The following is a 20,542-nucleotide window of genomic DNA, read 5'->3' on the forward strand; positions in this document are numbered from 1 at the left end:
ATCCGCCGGCCAAGTCGTGCCATCGCGCTGGCCCTGGCACCGCATTTGCTTGTAGCTGATACCAATAATCAAACCAGCAAACGCCTGCCAGCTCGGATAGACTGCACGGCTGTTTGGGAATAACTACATACACCCGATGACCAGACTCAGCGACTACTTCGAATACCGCCAAGACCAGGACGGCAAGCCTTACCTGGCGGTGTCTATCCGCGGCATGACCCTGCTGAAGTTGCCGGCCAGCAATAAAGGCACCGCTTTCACCGAGCAGGAGCGCATCGATCTGGGTTTGGACGGCTTATTGCCACCGCAAGTGACGACGCTGGAGCAACAAATCGAGCGCTTGTATTTCAGTTACCGGCAGCAGGCCGACGATATTTCCAAATACCAATTTCTGCGAGCGATCCAGGACCGCTCCGAAATCTTGTTTTACGCGATACTGGAGCGGCATCTGGAAGAGATGGTCCCCATCGTCTATACGCCGACCATTGGCCTCGCGGTGCAGAAGTTCAGCTCGCTCTACCGCACCGCCCGCGGCTTGACCCTGTCGCCGAACAACATCGACCGCGCCGATGCGATTTTAAAAAACTACCCCTGGCACGACATCCGCATGATCGTGGTCACCGACGCTTCGGCGATTCTGGGCATCGGCGACCAGGGCATGGGCGGCCTGTCGATCTGCATCGGCAAACTGGCGCTCTATACCGTCGGCGGCGGCGTCTGCCCGTTCCAAACCTTGCCGATCAATCTGGACGTCGGCACCAATCGCGACGAATTGCTGGACGACCCGCACTATTTGGGCGTGCGCGCCAAACGTTTGGGGCGGGAGGCCTATTTTGCGATGGTGGATAAATTCGTCGCCGCCGCCCATCGGATCTGGCCCAAAGCCATCATTCAGTGGGAGGACTTTACCAAGGACGTGGCCTTCGACGTGCTGGCCCGCTACCGGGACAAAGTGCCCTGCTTCAACGACGACATCCAGGGCACCGGCGCAATGGCACTGGCCGGAATATTGGCCGCCTGCCGACGGCTCGGCCAAACGCTGACCGAACAGACCATTGTCATTGCCGGCGCTGGCGCCGCCGGTATCGGTGTCGCCAGCGTGATCAAGGCCGGCCTGATGGACGCCGGACTGAGCGAAGCCCAAGCCCGGCAACGACTGTACGTGGTCGATATATCCGGTTTGGTCGTCGCAGATCAGGAACTGGAGCACTACAAACACGGCATCGCCCAACCGGCGACAATCGGCCAAACCTGGGGCATTCCTGAGCATAGCCAGCCCCCGTTATTCGAGGTGGTCAGCCACGCCAAACCCAGCGTCCTGATCGGTTTGACCGGCGCCGCCGGCTTGTTCGGCGAAGAGCTGATCCGCACCATGGCCGGCAACTGCCTAAACCCGAGCGTGATGCCGCTGTCCAATCCGACCGCCAATTGCGAGGCGACGCCGGCGGACATCATCGCCTGGAGCGAGGGCCGCGCCATCGTCGCCACCGGCAGTCCGTTCGCCGATATCGAATACCGCGGCACCCGCCACAAAATCGGCCAAGGTAACAACGCCTTCATCTTTCCCGGCCTGGGCTTGGCGGCTATGCTCGGCGAGTGTCGCTGTATCAGCGACGCGATGGTGCTGGAATCGGCTTATGCCCTGGCCGACTACATCGCCGAATTCGAACCCGACGCCGGCGCGATCTACCCGCCTATTGCCGATTTGCAGAAAATCAGCAGCTACGTCGCGGAACGGGTGTTAGCCAAAGCCATCGCCGACGGCTCGGCTAGCCGAACCGATCTGGATCCGGCAAATTTGGTCGACTTTATTGCTGCCAACCAATGGCATCCACACTATTTGCCGTTTCGTTACGTGGGCTGACCCGCAGCGCCAGAGCGCTTGCACGAATTACTATTTTCCGCGCCGCCGACGAAGCTAAATTGCTAAAATAGCGCTAATTTTGCCGTTGCCAATCCAAATCGCCTTTCCTTGTGCTCAACCTGATCTGGGTCTTTTTCTTCCTGTCGGCGTTCGCCGTCGCCAGTTTCAAGCTCTTGCTGCTGGGCGACACTCGAGTATTTTCGGAAATGGTCGCGGCGATGTTCAGTCTGGCGAAAGCCGCGTTCGAAATTTCGTTGGGTCTGGGCGGCATCTTGGCGTTGTGGATGGGCATCATGAAAATCGGCGAACATAGCGGTTTCATCGAATTACTGACCCGCGCGCTGAACCCGCTATTTAGCCGGTTGATGCCGGAAATTCCGCAGGGCCACCCGGCGCTGGGAGCGATCACGATGAACATCGCCGCCAATATGTTGGGCCTGGACAACGCCGCTACGCCGATGGGCATCAAAGCCATGCAGGAAATGCAAACGCTGAACCCGCGGCCGGAGCAAGCCAGCGACGCGCAAATTCTGTTTTTGGTGCTCAACACTTCGTCGGTGACGCTGTTTCCGGTGACAATTTTCGCCTACCGGGCTCAGCTCGGCGCCGCCAATCCGACCGACGTGTTCCTGCCGATTTTGATCGCGACCTATGTGTCAACCTTAACCGGCTTACTGGCGGTGGCCTGGGTGCAAAAGCTCAACCTGTTAGACAAAGTGGTATTGGCCTATTTGGGCGGCATCAGCGCATTGCTGGCCGGAATATTGGGCTATTTCTCCGGCTTGGGCCAAGCGGAGATGCTGGCACAATCGTCGCTGGCCAGCCACGTTATTTTGCTCGGTTTGGTGGTCGCATTCATCGCCGCCGCCGTAAGCAAAGGCCTCAACGCCTACGAATTGTTCATCGACGGCGCCAAGCAAGGCTTTCAAACCGCGATCGGCATCATTCCCTATTTGGTGGCGATGCTGGTGGCGTTCGGTGTATTCCGGGCCAGCGGCGCGTTGACGTTTGTCATCGACGGCGTGCGCTGGCTTGTGGACAATTACGGTATCGACAACCGCTTTATCGACGGTCTGCCGACTGCATTGATGAAGCCGTTCAGCGGCAGCGGCGCCCGGGCGATGATGATAGATACAATGCAGGCCCACGGCGCCGATTCGTTTGCCGGCCGGCTGGCATCGGTGGTGCAAGGCAGCACCGAAACCACGTTCTACGTGCTGGCGGTGTATTTCGGCGCGGTTAACATCAAACGCATCCGCCATGCCGCGGCCTGCGGCATCATTGCCGACATTGGCGGCATCGTTGCCGCGATTTTGGTGACTTATTGGTTTTTTGGCTAATAGCCGAACCGGCGGCTCGATTCGCCGTAAAACTTGGAAACGAAGCACAAATGCAGATACATTTAAAAACCCTGGGTTGCCGTCTGAACGAGGCGGAACTGGAAACCTGGGCCCAGGCCTTTCAAGCCAAAGGCCATGCCATCACCCGCAACGTCAACGACGCGCAACTGGTCGTGATCAACTCCTGCGCGGTGACACAGGATGCGGTGAAAAAATCCAAACAATTGATTCGGCGCGTGCACCGCGACAATCCGCAAGCCAAACTGGTAGTCAGCGGGTGTTATGCCACCTTGAACGAAAGCGAAGCGGCACAATTGATGGGCGTCGATCTGATTGTCGGCAATAACGACAAAAACCAGTTGGTCGAGCGCACGCTGAGCGAACTGAACATGGACAGCATGCCGGCAATGTCGACCGAACCCGGCGAGGTGTCGTTGTTTAGCCGCGGCCGCCAACGCGCCTTCGTCAAAGTTCAGGACGGTTGCCGTTACCGCTGCACGTTTTGCATCGTCACCGTCGCCCGTGGCGAGGAACGCAGCCGCAGCGTCGACGAGGTCGTCGCCGAAATCAATGCACTGCATGGGCAAGGCATCAACGAAGCCATCATTACCGGTGTACACCTGGGCGGGTACGGCAGCGATATCGGCAGCAATCTGGCCGAACTGGTACAGGCCATTTTGGCACGGACCGAGATTCCGCGTCTGCGCATGGGCTCTTTGGAACCTTGGGAGTTGCCGGACGGTTTCTTCGAGCTATTCAAAAACCCGCGGCTGATGCCGCATCTGCATCTACCGTTGCAGAGCGGCAGCGACAGCGTGTTGCGGCGCATGGCGCGGCGCTGCAAAACCGCCGAGTTCGCCGAATTGGTGAACCAAGCCCGCAGCGCGATTCCGCATTTCAACGTCACCACCGACATCATCGTCGGCTTCCCCGGCGAAACCGAGCCAGAATGGCGGGAAAGCGTCGAATACATCCAGCGCGTCGGCTTCGGCCATATCCACATCTTCAGCTATTCGCCGCGCGAGGGCACCAAAGCCGCCGGGCTGCCCGATCAAATCTCGCCGGACCTGAAACGGCAACGCAGCCGGGAATTGCACGCGCTGGCCGAAACAATGAAACAGGCATTTACCGAAAGCAACCTCGGATGCGTGGTGCCGGTGCTGTGGGAAGGCCAGACCGAAACGTTGGCAAACGGCGATCTGCGCTATTTCGGCTATACCCCGAATTATTTGCGGGTGGCCTGCGACGTCCCGGCCGGGCGATCCTTGGAAAACCTGATTGTGCCGGCCCGGCTGGAGTCGGTGACGGCAGACTTCGTCAACACCAGCCTCGCCGAATAAAAAAGGCCGCGAGGCTTATGCCCAGCGGCCTTGGTTTAGTATCGGAAAAAACTTAATACGGGTTAGGATCCCACGGCCCGTAACCCTGGTCTTTCATTTCGTCGAATTTCAGCACGTCGTCTTCCGGCACGTTGCCGTCGTGGATCAGGTAGTTGCGTCTGGACAGATAGGCATTCTTGAAAAACTCGTATCTATCCAAGGCCGCTTCGGTCGCGACTTTTTCCAGACCCAACAAATCGGCACGGGCATCGATCACTTTCAACGCACCCGGCCCGATCGAGGCGGCGGCGCCTACCCAACCCGGGTTCAAGTAGATGCCGGCATAAGTAAACGGATTCATCGCTGCGTCGCCGACCAACCCGAATACGCCGCGCGGCGAGCTGGGTCCGAAGAACGGCAACACCAAATACGGACCGGTCGGAACCCCCCAGTAACCCAGAGTTTGGTCGAAATCTTCATTGTGTTTGGCCAAGCCTATCATGCTACCGACATCGATCAAACCGGCCACACCGGCCGTGGTATTGACCAGAAACCGGGCACCGTCGGCTCCGGACTGGGCGAATTTGCCTTGCAGCGCGTCGTTGGCACAAACGCCGATATCGTCGATGTTACTGAAAAAATTGGTCACGCCCTGGTCGACGACATCCGGCGTCACCCAGCGGTAGCCTTTGGCCACCGGCTTCATCACGTAGTCGTCGACGCCGTCGTTGAACGACTGTACGCTTCGGTTCCAACTCTGCCAGGGATCCTTAGGATCGACGGTGTGTACCGTCGCGCAACCATTGGCCAAAACCAACAACCCTGCGACCAGCCAAGTGGTATTTCTATTTTGCATAACAAACCTCATCAAATTGAATATTGTTTATACCTATCCAAAACTCACGTAACATAGCATACAACCCATTTTTTTTACCAATCCGCAGCTCGATGCAAAGCACTTTCAACCCGTTAGGCGATCGTTTCAGAGGCTATTTGCCAGTCATTGTCGATATCGAAACCGCCGGTTTCAATGCCAAAAAAAACCCGTTGCTGGAAATCGCCGCGGTAATCGTCGAACCCGATGCGGACGGCCTGCTGCGGGTTACCGAAAAACACCATTGCAATATCATCCCGTTCAAAAATTCCGAACTCGACGAAGCCGCCTTGAAGTTCAACGGTATCGATCCCTACCACCCGTTCCGCATGGCAATCGAAGAAAAAGAGGCATTGAACAAGTTGTTTACGCCAATCAAGGCCGCCGTTAAACGCAACCATTGCAAACGGGCGATCTTAGTCGGCCACAACCCGGCATTCGATATCAATTTCCTGAATGCCGCAATCGACCGCACCAACCATAAGCGCAGCCCGTTTCACCCCTTCAGCAGCTTCGATACCGCTACCCTGGGCGGCCTGGTCTACGGCCAGACCGTACTGGCCAAAATTGCGCAAGCGGCCGGACTGGACTGGGATAACTCCCGTGCCCATTCGGCGTTGTACGATGCCGAGCAGACCGCGCAATTGTTTTGCCTGATTATTAACCGCTGGAAGAAATTAAGCGAGTTGGAAGCGCTACAAAACTCGCCGATTAGCGACTTAGCGCACAATAACGCGCCTGCCGACAACCTCGCCGAGCTGTGACGCCGCACCGGCGGCGGCGAAAGCAATAAATTAAGCCTGCCGGCTCAACACCGAAGCCAGATTGACCTGTTTCGGGCTGTAAATGCACAAAATGATAGGGCCGACGCTGAGCATGGCCAGTTTATGGTCGACGCCGACGATGACGATCTGTTCGATAGTTCCAAGACTCAACGAGACCTGACCGTGTTGAGCGGCACGAATGGTTTCCTGAATCACCGCGCCGAAAGCGTCGATATGCGGCACCTCCGCCGATTGCGCCAGAATCAGGCCGTCGTGGTAAGCCGCGCAAGCGGCTATCCCTTTGATTTTTATCACCTTATCCACCAGCGCCTGTACAGCGTCAATAAAAGCCGCGCGCTTGGTCCTGGCCGATTCGCTGACGTTGACGATATCGCCGCCCGATTGGCGTTGCGCGGCGAGATAATCTGCAGCGAGCCGATCCAATTCGGCCAACTGGGATTCAAACCAATGCATATCTGTCACTTCAATGCGTATTAATTAGCCAGATAACTGCTGAACAGCCGTTTCAACACCGGAATGGTTTCTTTCAACTCAAAGCGCACCCGACCCAGCAACGCTTCGCGTTGCGTCACCAAAGCCAGCATGAAACCGGCCTCGATCGGCGTCGATAAAATATAGCCCTCGGAATTTTCGCAAATCACCATGTTGGTGGAATGGTGGCCGACATGCTGCGCCGCTTTGGCGGCCGCACCGAACACCACCTGCACCGAAGCGCCGATGGCGTCGGTGTTGATTTCGAAATCGCGATGAATATGGGTGACAAAACCGTCGCTATCGACAATCGCCGCCGCCGATACTCCCTGGATACTCATCAGGTTGCGCAAAATCGAATCGATCTCGTTGTTTTGAGATTTCCGCGGATCGAGAAATTGGACGTTACTACTCATGCCGTACTCCTGATTATCGTTTTATATAGGGCAGCCTACAGCAAATCGACGCGGATCAGACAGGTCTTGTCGCCCAGCGCGTTGCACTTGGTCTCGGTTGCCTTGACGTTGCGCTTGAAAAAAGTCTTGACGATACCGCCCACCATCCCGGCCTCGAAATGGCAGATCGGCGCCGAGACGTTGTGAATGCCGGCGCAGGACACGCACTCGTCGACGCGCAACTCCAGCACCCCGGCCGACAAATCGACTTTATCCGGCACCACCAGGCCGATGCTCAATTGCCGACACAGCATTTTGATCTTGCCGACGTAAGTCTCCAGGTCTTTATCGATGTTGGCCACGGCGATCTGGCCCATAGCTAAGCCCAAGCTCTGGCCTGAGTGGTAAACCAAAGAAGGCGCGCCCTGGCCCAGGATGTCCTCGACATTCGACCCCAGCGCCACCATCCGCAAGGCTTGAAACAGGCGAATCGGGATCAACGGCCCCAAATCGTTGCGGTTTTCGATTTCGAACTGGCCGGAAATAATGCCGTCGAGAATTTGCTGCTGGGCGATCTGATAATCTGATTTAGTATTTTGTAACATGGCCTCTACTCTCCTCGTTCGGTTATTGGTCCAGGCAATGCAGTTCCACCCTGCGGTTCAACGCCTGGCCGGCTTTGGTGTCGTTGGGCGCCGCCGGCTGCGCCATGCCATCCGAGGCGGTAACGATGTTTTGCGGTGGAACACCGCGGGCAACCAGCATCTTTTTGACGGTATTCGCCCTGATCTGCCCGAGCCAGCGGTTGCCGGCGTCGGTGCCTAAATTGCAAGTATGTCCGAGCAAGCGGACTTTCCCGGAACAGCTTTGCGCCGCCGCCAGCAATTCGCCCACAGCGGCACTCGATTGCGACGTCAGCTGGCTGGAGTCGAATTTAAAATAAACGGTAAAACGTGGGCCGGCCGGCGCATTGACATCCGTCCCGCTTCCCGCGGTTGTTTTGGGAATACCGGCTGCAGTGGGTTCGGTCGGCAATTGCGCCAAAATGTCCTCCGCAGGGGGATGGGCGTCAATCGTCTGCTCGGCTTGATTCGGACTGGCGGCAGCAACCGGTTGCGCTTTCCCGCCATCGGCTATCGCTGGCGATGGGGCCAAAATCGCTGATTGTTTCGAGTCGGTTCCGGCTCCGCCGCCTGCCGCCGAAGCCAAAGAATCGGTTCCTGCCACAGGCGGGCTCGGCACATAGCGATCCAACCACAACGCCGCCACCACCAACGCGCCCAGTGCGGTAAACAGCGGTATCACCTTCGCCCGGCGCGGTTTGGCCGCTGTCGCCTCTCGCGACGAGGCAGACGCTGGTGCGGCCACGCCCTTCCTTAAATCAGGCAGTATACCGTCCAACCCGTCGCGGTCGAGATTGCGCTTTTTTTTTCATTCGTGCTCCCGGACTGTTAAAACAACTCGGTATTTATTGGTGCGGACGACGGGGCGAACCGTCGCAAATATCGGCAAACCACGGCTAAAGTAGGTCGCTTCCGTTAAAGGCACATCATATTTAATTTTTTACAATCCGCAAAATATTGAGAACCTCTTCGCAAAATCAAGCATAGTCCGAATTTTCAAAAACTTACCGCCCGCCGCTTTGCTCCCCAAGCGCCGGGTTGGGCTTGAAACAGGCCGGCGCAACGCGTACCGCAAAAGCGGCAATTGCCTGCAGCATCCAGGTTCCAGTCCGATAACACGTACCAGTCTCTGCCGATCAATAGTTCGCCACAGTGGTGGCAGTAAGTACTCTCCGCTGCCTTGTCGTGCACGTTGCCGACGTAGGCGTAAAGCACACCGTTTTCCAGCGCAATTTTGCGGGCCATCAGTAGCGACGCGGCCGGCGTATGCGGTTTATCCGTCATTTTCCAGTCCGGATGGAAGGCGGTGAAATGCATCGGCACCTCCGGCCCCAAATTTTCGACCACCCACTGCGTCATCGCCTGCAATTCGGCTTCGGAATCGTTTTCGCCCGGAATCAGCAAGGTGGTCAGCTCAAACCAAACCTGAGTTTCCTGCTTCAGATACACCAACGTTTCCAACACCGGCTGCAAATGGCCGCCGGTGATTTTGTGGTAAAAATCCTCGGAAAACGCTTTCAAATCGACGTTCGCCGCATCCATGTAACGGTAAAACTCGGCGCGCGGTTCGGCGCAAACGTAACCGGCGGTCACCGCCACCGACTTCAACCCGAGTTCGCGGCAGGCCTGGGCAGTATCGATAGCATACTCGTGAAACACCACCGGATCGTTGTAGGTATAAGCCACGCTGCTGCAGCCCTGCTCCAATGCCGCCTTGGCGATCGCTTCCGGGCTGGCGCGACTCATCAAAGTATCCATTTCCCGCGATTTGCTGATATCCCAGTTCTGGCAAAACTTGCAGGCCAGATTGCAACCGGCGGTGCCGAACGACAGGATAGGCGTACCGGGCAAAAAATGGTTCAGCGGTTTCTTTTCGATCGGGTCGACGGCAAAGCCGCTGGAACGGCCGTAGCTGGTCATGACGATTTGCTGCCCCAGATTCTGCCGGACAAAGCACAAGCCGCGCTGGCCTGCGTGAAGTTTGCAAAAGCGCGGGCACAAATCGCATTGCACTTTGCCGTCGGCCAGGACGTGCCAATAGCGGGTGGCAGCAGTGTCGGAACTAAGTAATGCAGCCATGGTGTTGCTCCTTGAACCTCGCCGAAAAAATCCGGTCGTTACCGATGCAGTTAGCAGTAGAATAACGCCGGAGCAGGCGCGAACTGTAGTTATTTCGACAGCCGCAGCCGGCCCAGGCTTACTGATCGATTACAACTCTAATAAGGATCAGCGCATGAACAGAAAACCAGCGGTCGCCGGCCGCTTCTACCCGGCGCAACCCCAACAACTCCACGCCGAAATCGTCGGCTTTCTGCAGCAGGCCGAACCGGCGGACCAAGTTCCCAAAGCCATTATTGCCCCGCACGCCGGCTATCTCTATTCGGGGCCGATCGCGGCCAGCGCTTATGTACGCTTGAAGCCGGCAGCCGGCTCGATCAAGCGCGTGGTATTGATCGGACCCTCGCACCGGGTGGCGTTCCGCGGTCTGGCGGTCAGCAGAACCCACGCCTACACCACGCCGCTCGGCGACGTCCTGGTCGACCGGGCCGCAGTGGAAACCTTGTTACAACTACCGTTCGTCGAATATATCGAACAGGCCCATACCCTAGAACACAGCCTGGAAGTCCATTTGCCGTTTCTGCAGGAAGTCTTGCGGGACTTCAGCCTGGTGCCGATCGTGGCCGGAGACGCCAGCCCGGACCAAGTCAGCCAAGTGCTGGATCTGCTGTGGGACGGCCCGGAAACCTTGCTGGTGGTCAGCTCCGACCTAAGCCACTACCACCCTTACGCCACCGCGCAACGCATGGACCGCAATACCAGCCAACTGATCGAACAATTGCGCTACCAGGACATCGGCGGCGAGGACGCCTGCGGCAAGGTGGCGGTGAACGGCCTATTAAAATTACTCGAAGAAAAAGGCCTGTCGATCAAAACCATAGACCTGCGCAACTCCGGAGACACCGCCGGCGACAAGCAGCAAGTGGTGGGCTACGGTGCCTATGTCGTTGACTGACGACCAACGCCAACGGCTGTTGGCGCTGGCCCGGCAATCGATAAGCCACGGCCTGGAAACCGGCCGGCCGTTAAGCGTCGATCCGGCGCAGTATCCCGGCGAATTATCCGCCCGCCGCGCCACCTTCGTCACGCTGGAACGCGCCGGCCAATTGCGGGGTTGTATCGGCATGCTCGAAGCGCGGCGGCCTTTGGCCGAAGACGTGGCCGAAAACGCCTTCGCCGCCGCCTTCCGCGATCCGCGCTTCCCGCCGCTGCGGGACAGCGAGCTGGCCGGACTCGATCTGCATATCTCGGTGCTGGCGCCGGCGGAACCGCTGCCGGTCAAGTCGGAAGCCGACTTGCTGCAGCAGCTTCGCCCCGGCGTGGATGGCTTGATTCTGCAGGAAGGCGGCCGGCGGGCGACGTTTCTACCCGCGGTTTGGGACGACCTGCCCGAACCGGCCCGTTTCCTGAACCACCTGAAACAAAAAGCCGGCCTGCCGGCCGCTTATTGGTCGGACAGCCTGCGATTTTTCCGCTACACCACGGAAAGCTTCGGCTGAGCCGTTCCTCCTGCACAACCCAGTAAAATCAAGGCCTCCAGGCTTTTTTCTTGTTCGAAAAGCTCTTGGAACGGTATAATGGCGGCATTTTCGGCTAATTTCGGCCCGCCGGATTTTGCCACCGTCCGGAACCGCCGCCGGCACCGAACGGATTTCAGCGTATTTGGGTACCATTGAATGAAAAACCACACTTATAAACCCTGCGACTTGGTGATTTACGGCGCGCTGGGTGATTTGTCCAAGCGCAAACTGTTGATTTCGTTATATCGCTTGGAAAAGTCCGAATTACTCGAACCCGACACCCGCATCGTCGGCGTCGACCGGCTTGACGAGACCAGCGAAGGTTTCGTCAAAATCGCCCGCGCCAGTCTCGAGGCGTTTTTGAACAACACCATCAACGAAGAAATCTGGCAACGTTTTTCCAAGCGCCTGTCTTATTTGAAAATAGACCTGACTCAGCCTGAGCAATACCTGCAGCTGAACACCGCCGTGGAGCCGGACAAACGGGTCATGGTCAATTATTTCGCCGTCGCGCCGTTTTTGTTCAAAAGCATTTGCCAGGGCCTGCAAAGCTGCGGCGTGTTGACACCGGAATCGCGGATGGTGATGGAAAAGCCGATCGGCCACGATTTGAAGTCGTCAAAAGAAATCAACGACGCCGTCGCCGACGCCTTTCACGAAGACCAGGTCTACCGGATCGACCACTATCTGGGCAAGGAAACCGTGTTGAACCTGTTGGCCTTGCGCTTCGCCAATTCGATTTTCACCACCAACTGGAACCACAATACGATAGACCACATCCAGATCACGGTCGGCGAAGACATCGGCATCGAAGGCCGCTGGGACTATTTCGACAAGACCGGCCAGTTACGCGACATGTTGCAAAACCACCTGTTGCAAATTCTGACCTTCGTCGCGATGGAACCGCCGGCCGACCTGGAAGCGGAAAGCATCCACATGGAAAAAATCAAGGTTCTGAAAGCGCTGCGGCCGATCACGGCGCGCAACGTCGAAGAGAAAACCGTGCGCGGCCAGTACACCGCCGGCTTCATCAAAGGCCAGGCTGTGCCGGGCTATCTGGAAGAGGAAGGCGCCAACAAGGAAAGCACCACCGAAAGTTTTGTCGCGATCCGGGTCGACATCGACAACTGGCGCTGGGCCGGCGTGCCGTTTTATATGCGCACCGGCAAACGCATGCCGAACAAGCGCACCGAGATTGTGGTCAATTTCAAACAGTTGCCGCACAACATCTTTAAAGACAGTTTCCGCGACCTGCCCGCCAACAAACTGGTGATCCACCTGCAACCCAACGAGGGCGTCGAGGTGGTGATGCTGAACAAAGTGCCCGGCATCGACGGCAACATCAAACTGCAGCAAACCAAGCTCGACCTGAGTTTCTCGGAAACCTTCAAGAAAAACAGCATCTTCGGCGGCTACGAAAAACTGATCCTGGAAGCCCTGCGCGGCAATCCGACGCTGTTTTTGAGCCGCGAGGAAATCGAACAGGCCTGGACTTGGGTCGATTCGATCCAGGACGCCTGGGCGCACAGCCACAGCGCGCCCAAATCCTATCCGGCCGGCAGCTGGGGCCCGATCGCCTCGGTAGCGCTTTTGGCCCGCGACGGCCGCGCGTGGGAAGAGTAACCATCTAAATCCATCACGAGTACAACGATTATGGTTAGAGAATTTTTTTTCGAACAGCGAAACCACTTGTTCACCGCATTGGTAGCGGAATGCCACGACGTGTTGTCGGAAGCGATCAGCAAGCACGGCCATGCCGTGCTACTGGTTTCCGGCGGCACCACACCGGCGCCGCTGTATGAAGCACTTTCCAAATCCGATCTGAACTGGAAAAAAATCAAAGTCGCGCTGGTCGACGAACGCTGGGTGGACGCTGAGCACAGTGCCAGCAACGAAGCCCTGATCCGCCGCAGCCTGTTGATCAACAACGCCAGAAACGTCGAGTTCGTCGGCATGAAAACCGCCGCCGCGACCGCCGCTGCCGGCCAGGCCGAAACCGAAGGCCGTTACCAGGCCTTACCACAACCGTTTACATTGAGCATCGTCGGCATGGGCATCGACGGCCACACCGCGTCGTTGTTTCCGCACGCCTCCGGCCTGACCGAAGCGCTAAGCGAAAACAACACCCAACTGACCGCGGCGATCAATGCGGCGCAGAGCGAGGTCACCGGCGCCAATACCGAACGCCTGAGCTTGACCCGCAACGGCCTGCTGAAATCGGAGCGCATCGTGATCCTGTTCACCGGCGAGGACAAACTGGCCGTATTCGGTAAAGCCCAACAGCCCGGTCCGGTGGAAGACATGCCGATCCGGGCCCTGTTGAATCAGGAGCAGGCGCCGGTCGAGTTGTATTGGGCTCCCTGATCCCGGGCCGGCAACATCATAATTAACGCTGAAAAGGAGCCGCTTTTGTACACCGAGAACATTTGCAAAGATATCCTCCTTTTTTCGAAGGCTGTTGCCACCAATCAAATCGCCCGATTCTCGCCTGGCCTTTATGTCCGCCTTACCGGCCAGACCGGGCGCGGCGGCGATGAAGGCAGCTCTGCAGAGGTTGCCGGCTATTTTTTCGAGTGCGTGGAAGATTACCGCCGGCAATTGGGTCTGGAACCGGCGGAATTCAAAACGTTTCTGGCCGGCAAGACTATTTTGGAATACGGGCCTGGCGACGTGCTCGGGGTCGCATTGCTGTTATACGCCTACGGCGCGGCACAGGTTCGCTGCGTCGACCGATTTCCGCTGAATAAAATCAATGCCAAAAACGCCGCGATCTATAAAGCCCTCTGCGAAGGCTTGACCGGCGACGAGAAATCCAGGGCGATGGCTGCCTTCAACAGCAGCGGAGATCCCGAAAGCGGATTCAGCGCCGGCACCGTCAACTACGCGGTCACCCCAAACGGATTGTCGGGCGAAAGCCTGGCTTACGACTTGATTATTTCCCGGGCGGTGCTGGAACATGTCGACGATATCGATGCCACGTTTGCCGATATTGACGCAGCGTTAAAACCGGACGGAAAATCGATTCACAAGGTCGATCTGAAAAGCCACGGCTTGGACCGTTACCAAGCGTTCGACTTTTTAACCTGGCCGCGACCGCTGTACCGATTGATGTACTCCCACAAAGGCTTCCCGAACCGTTGGCGCGCAAACAAATACGTCGAAGCCGCGGGCAAAGCGGGTCTGGAGATTACGCAGTTGGCGCCGATCGACCAGCTCGGCGCCGAGCAGATAGATCGCATCATGCCCAAATTGGCGTCGGAGTTCAGGTCTGTGAGCCGCGACTTATTTAGCTGGTTGAGCTTTTGGATCATATTGGAAAAAAAGCCGAATACGTATTAGCCAAACGAACCACCCTAGCATGGGGAACCTTGTTTTCCATGTAGGCCACCAAGTCAAGCATCAGGATAATTTATGCATCCCTCTTTAGAAAAAGTCACCGCAGACGTGGTAAAACGCAGCCGCGAAACTCGTGCGGCTTATCTTGCCCGCATCGACGCCGCCGTCGAAAAAGGCCCGCACCGCGCCAAACTGGCTTGCGGCAACCTGGCCCACGGCTTTGCCGCTTGCGCCAGCGACGAAAAAGACGATCTGGCCGGCACCCAAAAAGCCAATATTGCAATCATCTCCGCCTACAACGACATGTTGTCGGCCCATGAACCTTACAAGGACTTCCCGACCCTGATCAAACAAGCCGTGCGCGAAGCGGGCGGCGTGGCGCAATTCGCTGGCGGCGTGCCGGCAATGTGCGACGGCGTCACTCAAGGCCAGCCCGGTATGGAGTTGTCACTGTTCAGCCGCGACGTAATCGCGATGGCGACTGCGATCGGCCTCAGCCACAATATGTTCGACGCCGCCTTATATTTGGGCGTCTGCGACAAAATTGTACCTGGCCTGCTGATCGGCGCCTTGAGCTTCGGCCATTTGCCGGCAGTATTCGTCCCGGCCGGCCCGATGCCGAGCGGCCTGCCTAACAAAGAAAAGGTGCGCATACGCCAGTTGTACGCCGAAGGCAAGGTCGGCCGCAAGGAGTTGCTGGAGTCGGAATCCCAGTCTTACCACAGCCCAGGCACCTGCACTTTCTTCGGCACGGCCAACAGCAACCAGATGATGGTCGAAATCATGGGACTGCATCTGCCCGGCAGTTCCTTTATCAACCCCTATACGCCGCTACGCGACGAACTGACCAAAGCGGCCGCTCGGCAAATTTTGAAATTCACCGCGTTGGGTGACGATTTTCGTCCTATCGGTCATGCCATCGACGAAAAAGCCATCATCAACGCCATCATCGGCTTACTGGCCACCGGCGGCTCGACCAACCACACCATCCATCTGATCGCAATCGCCCGCGCCGCCGGCGTCATCATCAACTGGGACGACTTCGACAAATTGTCGAAAATCGTACCGCTACTGGCCAAGATTTACCCGAACGGCTCGGCCGACGTCAACCACTTCCAAGCGGCCGGCGGCATGGGCGTCTTGATAGCCGAATTGCTACGCAACGGCCTGCTGCACGGCGACATTTTGACCATCGGCGACGAACGCGGCATGGGACAATACAGCCGGGAGCCGAAACTGACCGACGGCGGGCTGCATTGGGCGGAGGGCCCTGGCGCCAGCCAAGACGAAACGGTGATCAGCTCGGTAAGCAAACCGTTCCAACCCACCGGCGGCCTCACCGTGATGCACGGCAACCTGGGCCGCGGCGTATCGAAAATTTCCGCGGTCGCCGAGCAACACCAAGTCGTCACTGCTCCGGCGGTGGTATTCGACGATCAGGACGACGTGGTTGCCGCCTTCAAGCGCGGCGAGCTGGAAAAGGACTGCATCGTCGTGCTCCGCTTTCAGGGCCCGAAAGCGAATGGCATGCCGGAACTGCACAAACTGACGCCACCGCTCGGCGTATTGCAGGATAGAGGATTCAAAGTAGCATTGATTACCGACGGCCGCATGTCCGGCGCCTCCGGCAAAGTGCCGTCGGCGATTCACATGTGTCCGGAATGTCTGGACGGCGGCCCGTTGGCCAAGGTTCGCGACGGCGACATCATCGCGCTGAACACCCAGACCGGCGAAGTCAACGTCCAAGTCGATTCGGCCGAATTCGAAGCCCGCACCGTGGCCGCCAATAGCGCTAAAGGCCATCATTTCGGCATGGGCCGGGAATTGTTCGGCGGCTTCCGCGCCCACGCCTCGTCGGCGGAAACCGGAGCCACCAACTTGTTTTACGTGGATTAACAATAACTACAACCCAAGCCCGGCACAGGGAATACTCGATCGAGTCCCTCAGCCGGGCCACCGCGTCCGCCCGCGGGCGCAGCACCGCCAACAGAGAGAAACATTAGCCATGACCGTAACCATCAAACAAGTCATGACCACCTCGCCGGTAATGCCGGTCATGGTGATCAATAATCTGGAAAACGCCGTCCCGCTGGCCAAAGCCCTGGTCGACGGCGGCTTGAAAGTGCTGGAAATAACCTTGCGCACGCCAGTGGCCCTGGACGCGATCCGCCAGATCAAAGCCGAGGTGCCTGGCGCGATCGTCGGCGCCGGTACCATCATCAACGTTCAGACTCTGCACCATGCTCTCGACGCCGGCGCCCAGTTCATCGTCAGCCCCGGCGTCACCGAGAGCCTGTTGGATGCGGCATTGGAGACCAGCGTGCCGTTGCTGCCGGGCGTCATTACGCCAAGCGAAGTGATGCGTTTGCTGGACAAAGGCATCACCGCGATGAAATTCTTCCCGGCCGAAGCCGCCGGCGGCATTCCTATGCTGAAATCGCTCGGCGGCCCGCTACCGCAAGTCACATTCTGCCCGACCGGCGGCGTCAATCCGAAAAACGCGCCGGAGTATTTGGCGCTGAATAACGTGGCCTGCGTGGGCGGCTCTTGGATGGCGCCGGCCGATCTGGTCGACGCCGGCGATTGGGCCGAAATCACTCGCCGCGCCGCAGTGGCTTCGGCTTTAAAACAATAACACCGCAACCACCCGCTCTGATTAATCGCGGAGACCGTTCCAATCACCTTAACCGATAACGGTTAAGGCAGTTTCGACCAGTCCGGCTCCGCGAACTCGTAAAGCTTGTACTTGTCCACCAACGGCCGCAACACTTGCTGGGCGACGCGCAAATATTCCGGGTTTTTCAGAAACTGTTCGTACGCTTGCCGACTCTCGAACACGCCGTAAATCGCCACATCATAACTTTCGTCCAGCGCCGCGTTGGGCCGGCTGCGCTGAACTGGGACCGGGGTGCCGGCTTCATAGGCCACTACTCCAGGCAAGCCGGCCAGCGGCCGGCTGGCCTCTATATATTGCCGACGCAATTGGTCATTGCCCGGCTGTTTGAGCCAGACGATCGCCAAATGGTGTAATCGAGCCGTATCCGGTGCGGCCTGCGGTTGCACCGGCTGGGCACAACCGGCCGCGAACCACGCCACCAGCACAAAGCCGTAGCAGGATTTAATCATTTGCTCACTCTTGATATTGAAAAATCGGCAGCGACTCATTGACTGCGCAGACGGTTGATGCGCTCTTCGCTACTCGGGTGACTGGATAGATAATCCAAACCGTCGGCAAACTTCCGGTTGTAGTTGCTTTGCCGGGCCGCTTCCAATTTCTGCAGCATATCCGCCAGACGGCCGGGCGGAATGGCGTTGGCCTTTAGCGCATCGGCGGCAAATTGATCGGCATCACGTTCGAATTCGCGCGAGTAGCGGGCTTCCAGCAATAAGGCCGGCGCCGCGGCCAGCACTTGGCTGAAATCGCCGACGTACCACGCCAGCGCCAAACCGAGCGCGGACGCCTGCAACAACTGGCGCAAGGCATGCCTACCGGCTACGTGTCCCATCTCGTGAAGCAAAACCGCGACGATCTGTTCGTCGTCATCATCCGCCAATTCGATCAGAGCGTCCAACACGACCACATTGCCGCCCGGCAACGCAAAGGCATTGGCACCTAGTTCCGCACTGGCCCGGAACTCCAATCCGGCCGGCCGCCCCGCCTCATCGGCTAAAACCAAATTCCCGAGCTTGGCATTGATTTGCCCCTGGCGCTCAGGGCTTAACCGGCTGGGTTGCAACAGGTGCCGGTCCAGATCGGCCAGAACCTGCCGGTCCAGGCTCTGGGCCAGCTCGATCGGAATACGTTCCGCCAGCCGTTGCGCGGCATAAGGCAAGCCCCACACGTACCCGGCGCCGGCCACCACCAGAACCAGCAGCAATGCCAATCCCGACCAGCGCCAACTATTTTCCAACGCAGCCACCCGGCTGTCGGTGCCGGGAAACAACTCGGCAAAGCCGCGGCTATCCGCCACCTCGCAACGAGCACCGTCAGCAAACAGTACCACCCGTGGCGTGCTCGCGAGCGGCGGCTGAATCTCCAGGCCCGTCAACACCTCGCGGCGAACCACTTCCTTGCCCTGCAACAGCAGTTTATCGCCCTCCAGGCATAACGTGACCGGATGAGCCTTAGCGCTACGGCCGTCGTAATAAACCGCTGCTACCCGCATTTACAAGCCGATATCGAAATCGAACATCTCGGCCATTTCGTCGCCAGCAGCCGAAGCGTTGGCCTGCAGTCCGGCCACAAAATCGTCGATACTGCCGGCCACCAGTACTTGCAGATGTTCGATCCGGTAACGCGCCAGCCTGATATCGGCAAACGGCTTATACAATCCCAGCGTCAGTATCACCAACACGACGTTACTCAACATCAGACCGAGCAACTGGTAAGCGCTGACATTGGCTACGAAACGGTGTTCGCCCAGCGTCGTCGTCGCCCAAACCAGATTCTGCAAACGCGCGGTGACGTAGGGATACGCAAATAACAGCAGCCCCAGATAGGTACCGAACGCCGCCAGCAACAAGCTCATTGCCGTCAACTGGCCTTCTTCCACGGCGAACCAACCGTTGCTTCCCAGCACACTGGTCAATACCGTCAAACCGGCGAACAGAACCACACCCAACATCAGCGTCATCAGGTAAATTCCGTAATACGCGGCGGCCGTCGCCGAAAAACGGAACTCGGCACTGCCGTACGCGCTGTGGTTCCGGGTGTAGGCAGCCATGCGTTGCTGGGCAAACGGCCATAACAAACCCAAGCTGAAACCGGCCAGTAGCGGCCACAGCAAAAACGCCAGATAAGCCGGCCCGGTCTGGCCGCGAAACCCAAAGCGCAAGCCGCGGTAGCTGGTATTGTGTAATCTGAAACGCAGCGACCGCACCAGTAACCAAGGCGCCAAGGCCATGATCAGCATCAGAATCATCGCCGCGGCCGCGGGCGAGAAACCGCTAGTCAGCGTGTACGCGGCGAACAGGGCAAAGGCAATCAGGCGGCCCTTCAAAATGGCTTTGGGGTCGCCGTGATAATCAAAACCGGCTCCGGCCAGACGAGTATGCCGGTAGAAGTACTGGTTGCGCCGCACTTTGGCCCAGGCCGAATAAACTCCGAATGTCACGATACTCAAACAAACGTTGACTATCCAAAGTCGAAAATACTCGCCGCCGCTACCGCTGAAATGCAGCGGCTGAGCCTGTTGTTCTGCCATGGGTGCCTCCCGGTGAAATGATCGGATCAAGCATAGTGCATGTCCTCAAGCTGGCAAAAATATCGGCAGCAAAAGCCGGCGCGCTCCTGGCCTATGGGTAACTCACCGGGCCTATTGGGCCGGCTTCCATTTGATATTGCAGCCTATGCTCGGAATCTGCTCGGCACAGACCGGCCGGCCGGCAAGCAGATCGTCCAGGGCGTTGCGCAAATCGGCGCCGGTCACCGGCTCGGCATTCTTTGGCGTCGCCGCATCCAGCCGGCCGCGATAAACGCAGGCCAAATCGGCATCGAACAGATAGATGTCCGGCGTGCAGGCAGCCTGATAAGCCTTGGCCACCGCCTGGGTTTCGTCGTACAGGTAGGCGGCAAACGGATTACCCCACTCGGCCATCATCGCTTTCATCTGGTCCGGCGCATCCTCCGGAAAATTGGCGACATCGTTAGCGCTGATGGCGATGGTTGCGACGCCGGCGTCGGCATAATCGCGGGCGATCGCGATCAGCTGTTGCTTGACGTGCAAAACGTAGGGGCAATGGTTGCAGATGAACATGATCAGCGTCGCCCGCTCGCCGCGTAAATCCTGCAACGCGAATTCGCGACCGGTCACGGTGTCGGGCAAGCGGAAATCGGGAGCGACGGTACCGAGCGGCAACATCGCGGAAGCGGTGGCGGCCATAAGTTCTCCTTGGCGGAAAGACAAAAGCTTGCGATTATAGAACAAGTGCTTGTCCAGGAAAGTTTCACAGGCATC

The 20,542-nt window shown here is 58.0% G+C and carries 21 protein-coding genes; 11 read left to right on the forward strand and 10 right to left on the reverse strand.

The window, feature by feature from the left end:
• Positions 1 to 136 precede the first annotated feature (136 nt).
• From PL263_RS06815 to mtaB, 3 genes are all read left to right on the forward strand, one after another.
• Positions 137 to 1,864 (forward strand): NAD-dependent malic enzyme, encoded by a 1,728-nt coding sequence (locus tag PL263_RS06815; RefSeq protein ID WP_278212300.1) that lies wholly within the window; start codon positions 137 to 139, stop codon positions 1,862 to 1,864.
• A 110-nt stretch (positions 1,865 to 1,974) separates the two neighbouring features.
• Positions 1,975 to 3,204, forward strand: coding sequence for a spore maturation protein (locus tag PL263_RS06820; protein WP_278212301.1), 1,230 nt, complete (start codon positions 1,975 to 1,977; stop codon positions 3,202 to 3,204).
• A 50-nt stretch (positions 3,205 to 3,254) separates the two neighbouring features.
• Positions 3,255 to 4,544: a tRNA (N(6)-L-threonylcarbamoyladenosine(37)-C(2))-methylthiotransferase MtaB gene (gene mtaB / locus PL263_RS06825; RefSeq protein ID WP_278212302.1), complete on the forward strand. Its 1,290-nt coding sequence runs from the start codon at positions 3,255 to 3,257 to the stop codon at positions 4,542 to 4,544.
• 52 nt (positions 4,545 to 4,596) lie between these two features.
• On the opposite strand, the gene PL263_RS06830 is transcribed toward mtaB, so the two are convergent.
• Complete coding sequence (locus PL263_RS06830) at positions 4,597 to 5,379, reverse strand: VacJ family lipoprotein (protein ID WP_278212303.1); 783 nt, start codon at positions 5,377 to 5,379, stop codon at positions 4,597 to 4,599.
• 92 nt (positions 5,380 to 5,471) lie between these two features.
• Here PL263_RS06830 and rnt point away from each other — a divergent pair, with 92 nt between their 5' ends.
• Positions 5,472 to 6,161 (forward strand): ribonuclease T, encoded by a 690-nt coding sequence (rnt, locus tag PL263_RS06835; RefSeq protein WP_140913313.1) that lies wholly within the window; start codon positions 5,472 to 5,474, stop codon positions 6,159 to 6,161.
• A gap of 30 nt (positions 6,162 to 6,191) precedes the next feature.
• Here the strand turns inward: rnt and PL263_RS06840 are convergent, their stop codons facing one another.
• The 5 genes from PL263_RS06840 to amrS all read right to left on the reverse strand — a co-directional run bounded on the left by PL263_RS06840 (position 6,192) and on the right by amrS (position 9,750).
• Positions 6,192 to 6,635, reverse strand: a complete 444-nt coding sequence (locus PL263_RS06840; protein WP_278212304.1) for a roadblock/LC7 domain-containing protein — start codon at positions 6,633 to 6,635, stop codon at positions 6,192 to 6,194.
• A 20-nt stretch (positions 6,636 to 6,655) separates the two neighbouring features.
• On the reverse strand, positions 6,656 to 7,069 hold the full coding sequence (locus tag PL263_RS06845) for a roadblock/LC7 domain-containing protein (RefSeq protein ID WP_140913311.1): 414 nt from the start codon (positions 7,067 to 7,069) through the stop codon (positions 6,656 to 6,658).
• A 35-nt stretch (positions 7,070 to 7,104) separates the two neighbouring features.
• A complete protein-coding gene (locus tag PL263_RS06850; RefSeq protein WP_082877652.1) occupies positions 7,105 to 7,653 on the reverse strand; it encodes a V4R domain-containing protein in 549 nt (182 codons plus the stop codon).
• Positions 7,654 to 7,675: 22 nt separating this feature from the next.
• Positions 7,676 to 8,353, reverse strand: a complete 678-nt coding sequence (locus PL263_RS06855; RefSeq protein WP_278212305.1) for an OmpA family protein — start codon at positions 8,351 to 8,353, stop codon at positions 7,676 to 7,678.
• Positions 8,354 to 8,667: 314 nt separating this feature from the next.
• On the reverse strand, positions 8,668 to 9,750 hold the full coding sequence (gene amrS / locus PL263_RS06860; RefSeq protein WP_278212306.1) for an AmmeMemoRadiSam system radical SAM enzyme: 1,083 nt from the start codon (positions 9,748 to 9,750) through the stop codon (positions 8,668 to 8,670).
• 154 nt (positions 9,751 to 9,904) lie between these two features.
• Here amrS and amrB point away from each other — a divergent pair, with 154 nt between their 5' ends.
• The 7 genes from amrB (at position 9,905) to PL263_RS06895 (ending at position 17,220) form a co-directional block, all read left to right on the forward strand.
• The gene (gene amrB / locus PL263_RS06865; RefSeq protein WP_278212307.1) at positions 9,905 to 10,684 is read left to right on the forward strand and encodes an AmmeMemoRadiSam system protein B; all 780 of its coding nucleotides are present in this window, start codon (positions 9,905 to 9,907) and stop codon (positions 10,682 to 10,684) included.
• On the forward strand, positions 10,671 to 11,228 hold the full coding sequence (gene amrA, locus PL263_RS06870; RefSeq protein WP_278212308.1) for an AmmeMemoRadiSam system protein A: 558 nt from the start codon (positions 10,671 to 10,673) through the stop codon (positions 11,226 to 11,228). The genes amrB and amrA overlap by 14 nt, the downstream gene beginning before the upstream one ends.
• 177 nt (positions 11,229 to 11,405) lie before the next feature.
• A complete protein-coding gene (gene zwf / locus PL263_RS06875) occupies positions 11,406 to 12,872 on the forward strand; it encodes a glucose-6-phosphate dehydrogenase (protein WP_278212309.1) in 1,467 nt (488 codons plus the stop codon).
• Positions 12,873 to 12,902: 30 nt separating this feature from the next.
• Positions 12,903 to 13,613 carry a 6-phosphogluconolactonase gene (pgl, locus tag PL263_RS06880; protein ID WP_278212310.1) on the forward strand — a complete coding sequence of 237 codons (711 nt, stop codon included), beginning with the start codon at positions 12,903 to 12,905 and terminating at the stop codon, positions 13,611 to 13,613.
• A gap of 45 nt (positions 13,614 to 13,658) precedes the next feature.
• Positions 13,659 to 14,588: a methyltransferase domain-containing protein gene (locus tag PL263_RS06885; protein ID WP_278212311.1), complete on the forward strand. Its 930-nt coding sequence runs from the start codon at positions 13,659 to 13,661 to the stop codon at positions 14,586 to 14,588.
• Positions 14,589 to 14,660: 72 nt separating this feature from the next.
• Positions 14,661 to 16,481 (forward strand): phosphogluconate dehydratase, encoded by a 1,821-nt coding sequence (gene edd / locus PL263_RS06890; protein ID WP_278212312.1) that lies wholly within the window; start codon positions 14,661 to 14,663, stop codon positions 16,479 to 16,481.
• Between the two features lie 109 nt (positions 16,482 to 16,590).
• Complete coding sequence (locus tag PL263_RS06895) at positions 16,591 to 17,220, forward strand: bifunctional 4-hydroxy-2-oxoglutarate aldolase/2-dehydro-3-deoxy-phosphogluconate aldolase (RefSeq protein WP_140913302.1); 630 nt, start codon at positions 16,591 to 16,593, stop codon at positions 17,218 to 17,220.
• A gap of 62 nt (positions 17,221 to 17,282) precedes the next feature.
• On the opposite strand, the gene PL263_RS06900 is transcribed toward PL263_RS06895, so the two are convergent.
• The 4 genes from PL263_RS06900 to PL263_RS06915 form a co-directional block, all read right to left on the reverse strand.
• Entirely contained in the window at positions 17,283 to 17,711 is a 429-nt protein-coding gene (locus PL263_RS06900; RefSeq protein ID WP_278212313.1) for a Dabb family protein, read from the reverse strand.
• A gap of 35 nt (positions 17,712 to 17,746) precedes the next feature.
• Positions 17,747 to 18,751 (reverse strand): M48 family metallopeptidase, encoded by a 1,005-nt coding sequence (locus tag PL263_RS06905; RefSeq protein ID WP_278212314.1) that lies wholly within the window; start codon positions 18,749 to 18,751, stop codon positions 17,747 to 17,749.
• A complete protein-coding gene (locus tag PL263_RS06910; protein WP_278212315.1) occupies positions 18,752 to 19,789 on the reverse strand; it encodes a YjgN family protein in 1,038 nt (345 codons plus the stop codon). It lies immediately after the preceding gene.
• Positions 19,790 to 19,900: 111 nt separating this feature from the next.
• The gene (locus PL263_RS06915) at positions 19,901 to 20,467 is read right to left on the reverse strand and encodes a thioredoxin family protein (RefSeq protein WP_278212316.1); all 567 of its coding nucleotides are present in this window, start codon (positions 20,465 to 20,467) and stop codon (positions 19,901 to 19,903) included.
• Positions 20,468 to 20,542 lie beyond the last annotated feature (75 nt).

The organism is Methylomonas sp. EFPC3 (genome assembly GCF_029643245.1).
Classification (GTDB): Bacteria; Pseudomonadota; Gammaproteobacteria; order Methylococcales; family Methylomonadaceae; genus Methylomonas; species Methylomonas koyamae_B.

Excerpts from the sequence above, each read along its gene's own strand:
- PL263_RS06815 (WP_278212300.1), top strand. The coding sequence starts at position 137 with ATGACCAGACTCAGCGACTACTTCGAATACCGCCAAGACCAGGACGGC.
- mtaB (WP_278212302.1), top strand. The coding sequence starts at position 3,255 with ATGCAGATACATTTAAAAACCCTGGGTTGCCGTCTGAACGAGGCGGAA.
- PL263_RS06830 (WP_278212303.1), bottom strand. The coding sequence starts at position 5,379 with ATGCAAAATAGAAATACCACTTGGCTGGTCGCAGGGTTGTTGGTTTTG.
- rnt (WP_140913313.1), top strand. The coding sequence starts at position 5,472 with ATGCAAAGCACTTTCAACCCGTTAGGCGATCGTTTCAGAGGCTATTTG.
- PL263_RS06840 (WP_278212304.1), bottom strand. The coding sequence starts at position 6,635 with ATGCATTGGTTTGAATCCCAGTTGGCCGAATTGGATCGGCTCGCTGCA.
- PL263_RS06845 (WP_140913311.1), bottom strand. The coding sequence starts at position 7,069 with ATGAGTAGTAACGTCCAATTTCTCGATCCGCGGAAATCTCAAAACAAC.
- PL263_RS06850 (WP_082877652.1), bottom strand. The coding sequence starts at position 7,653 with ATGTTACAAAATACTAAATCAGATTATCAGATCGCCCAGCAGCAAATT.
- amrS (WP_278212306.1), bottom strand. The coding sequence starts at position 9,750 with ATGGCTGCATTACTTAGTTCCGACACTGCTGCCACCCGCTATTGGCAC.
- amrB (WP_278212307.1), top strand. The coding sequence starts at position 9,905 with ATGAACAGAAAACCAGCGGTCGCCGGCCGCTTCTACCCGGCGCAACCC.
- amrA (WP_278212308.1), top strand. The coding sequence starts at position 10,671 with ATGTCGTTGACTGACGACCAACGCCAACGGCTGTTGGCGCTGGCCCGG.
- zwf (WP_278212309.1), top strand. The coding sequence starts at position 11,406 with ATGAAAAACCACACTTATAAACCCTGCGACTTGGTGATTTACGGCGCG.
- pgl (WP_278212310.1), top strand. The coding sequence starts at position 12,903 with ATGGTTAGAGAATTTTTTTTCGAACAGCGAAACCACTTGTTCACCGCA.
- edd (WP_278212312.1), top strand. The coding sequence starts at position 14,661 with ATGCATCCCTCTTTAGAAAAAGTCACCGCAGACGTGGTAAAACGCAGC.
- PL263_RS06895 (WP_140913302.1), top strand. The coding sequence starts at position 16,591 with ATGACCGTAACCATCAAACAAGTCATGACCACCTCGCCGGTAATGCCG.
- PL263_RS06900 (WP_278212313.1), bottom strand. The coding sequence starts at position 17,711 with ATGATTAAATCCTGCTACGGCTTTGTGCTGGTGGCGTGGTTCGCGGCC.
- PL263_RS06905 (WP_278212314.1), bottom strand. The coding sequence starts at position 18,751 with ATGCGGGTAGCAGCGGTTTATTACGACGGCCGTAGCGCTAAGGCTCAT.
- PL263_RS06910 (WP_278212315.1), bottom strand. The coding sequence starts at position 19,789 with ATGGCAGAACAACAGGCTCAGCCGCTGCATTTCAGCGGTAGCGGCGGC.
- PL263_RS06915 (WP_278212316.1), bottom strand. The coding sequence starts at position 20,467 with ATGGCCGCCACCGCTTCCGCGATGTTGCCGCTCGGTACCGTCGCTCCC.